This is a genomic window from Pseudomonas sp. 300 (assembly GCF_055803035.1).
This window is the reverse complement of sequence record NZ_JAVLRV010000002.1, coordinates 1,720,686-1,727,147: the sequence shown is the minus strand read 5'-3', so window position 1 is coordinate 1,727,147 and position 6,462 is coordinate 1,720,686. Positions and strand designations below refer to the sequence as shown.

Here is a 6,462-nt window from a genome sequence, read left to right as displayed (position 1 = left end):
CTGACTCTGAATTTACCCCAGCGTCCGAAACGCTGGAATTGGCCGTCTGTGTACAAACCTTGAACGCCAAGGGGGTGTGGGAATCGCGGACTGAAGTCATTCGCCTTAACCCCCGTGCTGAGGGGCGTTTCCCTGCGTTGCCCCGTCAATCCGTTACCGAGCATCCACCGTTGTTGCGGGTTGAAACCCATCTGTTGGAGCTGGCCGACCATGCCCACCAAGAATGATAGCTCCTTGCCTGCAGCGCACCTTGAGCAATCCCGCAAAGCCGGTGAAATCGAGCCGTTTCCCAGCGGAAGAATCACCTATCTCGCGCCGTTGCCATTACCGACAGCGTTGCCGCCACATGGCCCGCATATCGGGGAACTAAATGATGTGTACATAGACTTTGGGTTGGGATCGCCTCAAGTCTTTATGTGGCAGATAACACTGGGCGGTCCATTCAGCGGTGCATTTATGATTGCATTTCTGTTCCCACTAATTGGCGGCTTCCTTGGACTAGTACTTGGATATGGCTGGGAAGATATTTCGGACTCCATACAAGGGATCTTCCATGCGTCCTACCCGCTAGCCATGCAAACTGGCTTTTGGACCCTCCTCATCGGCCTCGGCGTCTGGCACCACAACCACAAAAAACGCGCCGAAATCATCCCCACCCGCTTCAACCGCCAACGCCGCGAAGTCTGCTTCATGCCCGAAGGCGCCACCGAACCGCTCTTCGTCCCCTGGGAATCCCTCTCGGCCTGGGTCATCGAAGCCCAAGGCGCCACCCAATACGGCATCCACCGCCAGTACGGCATGGGCATCGGTTTCCAGCACGGCGAGACCCTGACCAGCGTCGAATTTCCCTGCTTCGGTCTTTCGCTGGCCATCAGCCACTGGGAAGCCATTCGCGGTTACATGGAATACGAAATCCACGACCTCAAATCCATTCAGGACCTGCAAGACCTGCAAGGCCCGAACGACCCGCCCCACGAAGGCCTGCACACTTTTCACAACGCCCGTGCACGCATGCACCAGCAAATCCGCGACGGCCAACGCGGTCGGGTATCGGGATTTTTCTGGTACCTGTACCACGTCATGACCCTGTGGACGATTCCCAATCACCTGACCGAATGGGAAATCCGCCGCCTCCAGAGAATGGCCCCGCAGGCCATGCCCGAAGTGATGCGCCAATGGTCCGAGCCGTTGCCGAAAGAGCAGTGGGCAAAACCAAGTGAAGAACTCGTTCGGATGAGCCTACAGGTCCGCGCATTACACAAACGCCAACCACGACGACCGATTACCGAAATTTTTTCCGAGGTGCAGCGCTTGAATCCGACCGACAAACGTCGCGCATGAACGTTGACAAACGTGATGAGGACCATTTCCAATCGTTGCCCGCCAACCCATCACAGAACGTGGCCCGAACCTTCGGCAGCCCCCCCTTGAGATACATGACGATCATTGTTCGCCGCGCTTTGGTTACCGACGCCCCCGCCCTCCCCGTCATCGAACGTTGCGCTGCTCAATTGTTTCGCGGCGACCCGTCATTGGCCTGGCTGGCCGACAGCCCTGTACCCGATGCCGAACACCATCAACGGGCAATCGAGACAGAGCTGGTTTGGGTTGCGCAATCGGCGGAAGGTGCACTTGCAGGGTTTCTCGCTGCGCGGGAAATCGCCGACCAACTGCATATTCAGGAACTGTCCGTCAGCCAGCCATTTCAGAGCCGGGGCATTGGTCGAAAGTTGCTGTTAGCCGCAGTTTCATACGCTCGCGGACTAGAACTCGCCGGTCTGACTTTGACCACGTTCCGTGACTTGTCATGGAATGAACTGTTTTATCGGGGCATGGGCTTCGTAACATTGAGCCCCGCTGAAACAGGCCCGCGATTAACCCAGGTGTTAAACGACGAAATCGCCCACGGCTTACCCGGTGAGCGCCGTTGTGCGATGCGCTTCAGCCTTGAACCGGCGCCTTCAAATCCACCCCCAATGCCTGGGCGAACGCCTTGACCAGCGGACTGCGCACGGTGTTGTGTCGCAGGATCAGATTGAACGGCGTGACGATGTTGATCAGGTCCGGACGCACGGCGCGAAATTGCCCTTGGGCGACCAGGTTTGCGGCGTAGTGCTGGGGCAGAAAACCCACGAAACGCCCGGTCTTGATCAACAGCGCCACAGCTTCTACTTGGGTGGCGGAGGCGGAAAAGCTGTCGTAATGGGCAAAATTCAGTTTGTCGCGATGGATCGCGTAGCGGTGGTTGATGCACTCGTAATCCTTGAGTACGTTGCTGCCGATTTCTGCGTCCGGCACCGAAAACAACGGGTGACCGTCCGCGCAGTAAACCTCTGAGCGTTCTTCATACAACGCGTAATAATCGAACTCTTCACGTTTCTGATAAACCGGCACGATACCGGCCACTAACCTTCCCTCTACAACGCCTCTTTCCACCTCATCCAGTTGCGACGCCTGAAGTTGAAACCTTACTTTCGGTGACGCTTCATTGATTCGTTTAAGCGCTGCAACTAACGGTGAATTAACATCGGAAATCGTATTATCAATAACACCCACACCAAGATCGCCGATAAGTTCATTTTGCGCTGAACTAAGCCGGTCACGAAAGTTGTCGACCGACGCAAATAAATCAATCGACGCCTGATACACCAGTCGGCCTTCTTCGGTCAGATGAAAGCCCTCGCGGCCTCGGGTACACAAGCGCATGCCGATGCGAATTTCCAAGTCGGAAATCTGTTTGCTGATGGCGGCCAGCCCCACATTCAGCTCGTTCTGCGCCGCACTGAACCCCCCGGCCTCGACCACGGCCTTGAACACTTTGAGCAGTTTGAAATCCAGTCCGCTGAGGGCCAGCGGTGCCCGTTGCACCGGTTTTGGCGCGGGGTTTCCGGAATTGGAAAGTGGGGTTTCCATAATGCTTATTTACCTCTGGTGCGCTATTCAACAACCTGTGCCCAACAACAAAAACATAGCTGGCCAATAATAATGAACACAGAAAACCAGGCTTGGCAACCGCTAATAATCTCCGTACTTCAGTGCCAACTCACTGATTTCGAACCATTAAAAGCTGACACTTCGATCAGCTCTCGCAACGACGTAACTGCGCTTTTCCCCTGCCCTTGAATATTGAATAGGCCGAAACACGCCCAATTGATTTGCGGCGGACGTTTCCGACCTGGCACACCGATTTCAGTTCGCTTTACCGACGAGGAAAACAACAATGTCTCAAACCACCGACCGTCTCTGGGGTGCCCGCTTCAAAAGTGGTCCATCCGAAGCCCTGGCGGCCCTCTCCCGTTGCCCCGAGCGCTACTTTCGCCTGACCCCGTACGACCTCGCCGGTTCCAAGGCCCATGCCCGTGAACTGCAGCGCGCCGGACTGTTGAGCGAGCAGGAAACCCTGACGATGCTCGACGCGCTGGAAGGTATCGGTGCTGACTTTAGCGCCGGCAATATCGCGCCAACGCTGGATGACGAAGACGTCCACACCTTCATCGAACGTTTGCTGACCGAACGCCTCGGCCCATTGGGCGGCAAGCTGCGCGCCGGCCGTTCGCGCAACGACCAGACCGCCAACGACCTGCGTCTGTTCCTGCGGGACCACGTGCGCACCCTGGCCGTTGAAGTACTGGCCCTGCAACAAGCGCTGGTGGATCAGGCCGAACAACACATCGAAAGCATCTGCCCCGGTTTCACTCACTTGCAACAGGCTCAGCCGATCGTCTTCGCTCACCACTTGCTCGCTCACGCCCAATCGATGTTGCGTGACGTGCAACGGCTGGTGGACTGGGACGTTCGCACCTCGTTGTCGCCCCTCGGCGCTGCCGCCATGGCCGGTTCCGCCATCGCCCGCCTGCCGCAACAGTCGGCCAGGGAAATGGGCTACAGCGGCGTCTGCGAAAACTCCATCGACGCCGTGGCCAGCCGCGATCACGTCGCCGAGTTCCTGTTTATCGCCAGCATGCTCGGGATCAACATTTCCCGCCTCGCTGAAGAATTCTGCCTGTGGTCGTCGCGGCAGTTTCGCTGGGTTGCGCTGGACGATGCCTACGCCACCGGCAGCTCGATCATGCCGCAGAAGAAAAACCCGGACATCGCCGAACTGGCTCGGGGCAAGGCGGGTCGCCTGATCGGCAACCTCACCGGCCTGCTCTCCACCTTGAAATCGCTGCCGCTGTCGTACAACCGCGACTTGAGCGAAGACAAGAACGGCGTGCTCGACAGCGTCGACACCTTGCTGCTGGTGCTGCCAGCGATGGCCGGAATGGTCGCGACCATGAAGGTCAACGTCGAAGAACTGCGCCGCCAGGCACCGCTCGGTTTCACCCTCGCCACTGAAGTCGCTGACTGGTTGGCAGTACGCGGCGTGCCGTTCAAGGAAGCTCATGAAATCACCGGCGCGTTGGTTCAGGCCTGTGAGAAGCACGACATTGAACTGTGGGAAGCGTCCCCGGCGCTGCTAGCCGAGATTGATCCTCGCCTGACCCCGGAAGTGCGCGACAGCCTGACCCTCGAAGCCGCCATCGCCGCTCGCAGTGGCTGGGGCGGAACCGCGCCGCAGCAGGTGCGCGAGCAGATCGGCCGGTTGAAAACCGCCCTTGCGGCGCAGCAAGAATGGACCGAGAACTATCAGGGTTTCCGCCTTTAACGGCCGCCACGCATAACCCTGTGGGAGCTAGCCTGCTAGCGATTTGGCTCTGTCTGACAACCACTCGCTGATTGACACACCGCAATCGCTAGCAGGCTAGCTCCCACAAGGATCTGTGTTGGATTTGAAAGAACAGTTCGGAGAAACAACATGAGCCAGACTCAGGCAGAACGACTCCAGGCGGAGCGCAAACTGGCGGAAAACCAGTTCGATATCACCCAGTACGAACACGTGCCACGGCGCTATTACGGGCGGATTTTTTTCGCCACCGTGATCGTCATCGCAATCATCGGCCTGGTGCGGGCCTTCGCCGAAGGCAAGATCGAGTGGTCGTACATCGGCCAGTTCCTCACCTCCCAAGCGATCATGTGGGGCTTGCTCAATACCATTGTCATGGCCGTGCTGGCCATGGGGCTGGGCATTGTGTTCGGGGTGATCACGGCGATCATGCGCATGTCGGCCAACCCGATCCTGCGCTACGTGGCGGTGACCTACACCTGGCTGTTCCGCGGCACGCCGCTGATTCTGCAACTGCTGTTGTGGTTCAACCTGGCGCTGATCTTCCCCACCATCGGCATCCCCGGCCTGTTCGAAATGGACACCGTGAGCCTGATGACGCCGTTCGTGGCCGCCCTCCTCGGTTTGAGCATCAACCAGGGCGCCTATACCGCCGAAGTGGTGCGCGCCGGTCTGTTGTCGGTGGACACCGGGCAGTACGAAGCCGCCAAGTCAATCGGCATGCCACGCCTGCAAGCGCTGCGCCGGATCATCCTGCCGCAGGCGATGCGGATCATCATTCCGCCGGTCGGCAACGAGTTCATCGGCATGGTGAAAATGACCTCGCTGGCGAGCGTCATCCAGTACTCGGAACTGCTCTACAACGCCCAGAACATCTACTACGCCAACGCCCGGGTGATGGAGCTGCTGATCGTCGCGGGTATCTGGTACCTGGCCACGGTCACCGTGCTGTCTTTTGGTCAAAGTCGTCTGGAGCGTCGTTTCGCTCGCGGCGCCGGCAAGCGTTCTTGAGGAGCCCCACATGAGAAGCATCGTCAAGGCCGTGAGCCTGAACAAGTACTACGACCAGTTCCACGCACTCAAAGACGTCAACATCGAAGTCGAGCAAGGCGAAGTGCTGTGCATCATCGGCCCGTCCGGCTCCGGCAAAAGTACCTTGCTGCGTTGCGTCAACCAACTGGAAAAAATCGACAAGGGCGGCCTGTGGGTCGATGGCGAGCTGGTGGGCTATCGCATCGTCGGCAACAAACTGCATGAACTCAACGAGTCGCAGATCGCCCGTCAACGCCTGGCCACCGGCATGGTGTTCCAGCGTTTCAACCTGTTTCCGCACATGACTGTGCTGCAAAACATCATCGAAGGGCCGTGCCAGGTGCTCAAGCGTTCGCCCAAAGAGGCGCACGAAGAAGCCGTGGAACTGCTCGCCCGCGTCGGCCTCGCCGACAAGCGCAACAGCTACCCGATCGAGCTTTCGGGTGGTCAGCAGCAACGTGTCGCCATTGCACGTGCATTGGCCATGCGCCCCAAGTTGATGCTGTTCGATGAACCCACTTCGGCACTCGACCCGGAACTGGTCGGTGAGGTGCTGTCGGTGATGCGCGACCTCGCGCAATCCGGCATGACCATGATCGTCGTCACCCATGAACTGGGCTTCGCCCGTGAGGTTTCCAACCGCATGGTGTTCATGGACGGCGGGCAGATCGTGGAGGCAGGAAGCCCCGAAGAAATACTAATAAGTCCGCAAAACCCGCGCACCCAAAGCTTCATTTCTGCCGTTCGAACCTAAGCGCCGACTG

7 protein-coding genes are annotated in these 6,462 nt (G+C 58.4%); 6 read left to right on the top strand and 1 reads right to left on the bottom strand.

What is annotated here, in order from left to right; genetic code table 11:
* The 3 genes from Q7W83_RS14425 to Q7W83_RS14415 form a co-directional block, all read left to right on the top strand.
* Positions 1 to 227, top strand: a 227-nt coding sequence (locus Q7W83_RS14425) for a hypothetical protein (RefSeq protein WP_473656243.1), incomplete at its 5' end; no start/stop codon positions are given.
* Positions 211 to 1,341 carry a hypothetical protein gene (locus tag Q7W83_RS14420; protein WP_473656242.1) on the top strand — a complete coding sequence of 377 codons (1,131 nt, stop codon included), beginning with the start codon at positions 211 to 213 and terminating at the stop codon, positions 1,339 to 1,341. The genes Q7W83_RS14425 and Q7W83_RS14420, both read left to right, overlap by 17 nt.
* A 95-nt stretch (positions 1,342 to 1,436) precedes the next feature.
* Positions 1,437 to 1,997: a GNAT family N-acetyltransferase gene (locus tag Q7W83_RS14415; protein ID WP_473656241.1), complete on the top strand. Its 561-nt coding sequence runs from the start codon at positions 1,437 to 1,439 to the stop codon at positions 1,995 to 1,997.
* Here Q7W83_RS14415 and Q7W83_RS14410 read toward each other — a convergent pair.
* Positions 1,942 to 2,913 carry a LysR family transcriptional regulator gene (locus Q7W83_RS14410; RefSeq protein ID WP_473656240.1) on the bottom strand — a complete coding sequence of 324 codons (972 nt, stop codon included), beginning with the start codon at positions 2,911 to 2,913 and terminating at the stop codon, positions 1,942 to 1,944. The genes Q7W83_RS14415 and Q7W83_RS14410 overlap by 56 nt on opposite strands.
* A 307-nt stretch (positions 2,914 to 3,220) precedes the next feature.
* On the opposite strand from Q7W83_RS14410, the gene argH reads away from it, so the two are divergent.
* From argH to Q7W83_RS14395, 3 genes are all read left to right on the top strand, one after another.
* The gene (gene argH, locus Q7W83_RS14405) at positions 3,221 to 4,648 is read left to right on the top strand and encodes an argininosuccinate lyase (RefSeq protein ID WP_150634343.1); all 1,428 of its coding nucleotides are present in this window, start codon (positions 3,221 to 3,223) and stop codon (positions 4,646 to 4,648) included.
* Positions 4,649 to 4,798: 150 nt separating this feature from the next.
* The gene (locus Q7W83_RS14400; RefSeq protein WP_150634342.1) at positions 4,799 to 5,677 is read left to right on the top strand and encodes an amino acid ABC transporter permease; all 879 of its coding nucleotides are present in this window, start codon (positions 4,799 to 4,801) and stop codon (positions 5,675 to 5,677) included.
* Between the two features lie 10 nt (positions 5,678 to 5,687).
* Positions 5,688 to 6,452 (top strand): amino acid ABC transporter ATP-binding protein, encoded by a 765-nt coding sequence (locus Q7W83_RS14395; protein ID WP_150634341.1) that lies wholly within the window; start codon positions 5,688 to 5,690, stop codon positions 6,450 to 6,452.
* The last annotated feature ends 10 nt before the right edge of the window (positions 6,453 to 6,462 follow it).